We start from the raw sequence: 249 nt of genomic DNA, 5'->3' as shown, positions 1-249 counted from the left end.
GCCCGGCGTGGTGCGCTGCGAGGCCTCGCTGGAGGCCGTCGCGCCAGCTCCAGAACCCGAGGACGGCCAGGTCTGCCGGCGGGATGTCCGTCGCGGACTCGTCGACGGCGGCAGTGATCTGGGCCTTCTCCTCGGGCGATGTCAGGTCGAGGCCGGCGTCGAGGCACTGCTGGACGGCCGCATCGCAGCCGGCCCGCGAGAAGATTAAGTCGTTGGCCGGGAGGAGGCCCATGCGTTCGAGGGACTGGA

At 71.5% G+C, this 249-nt stretch carries 1 protein-coding gene; it reads right to left on the bottom strand.

Annotation, left to right across the window (positions count from 1 at the left end; all coding sequences use genetic code 11):
• Window positions 1-249 (bottom strand): hypothetical protein (locus tag OH705_RS28215; RefSeq protein WP_267303571.1); only part of this gene is annotated, 249 nt, incomplete at both ends.

The sequence above is a fragment of the Pseudomonas sp. BJa3 genome, assembly GCF_026343815.1.
GTDB classification, from domain to species: domain Bacteria; phylum Pseudomonadota; class Gammaproteobacteria; order Pseudomonadales; family Pseudomonadaceae; genus Aquipseudomonas; species Aquipseudomonas soli.
This window is presented reverse-complemented; position numbering and strand designations above follow the sequence as displayed.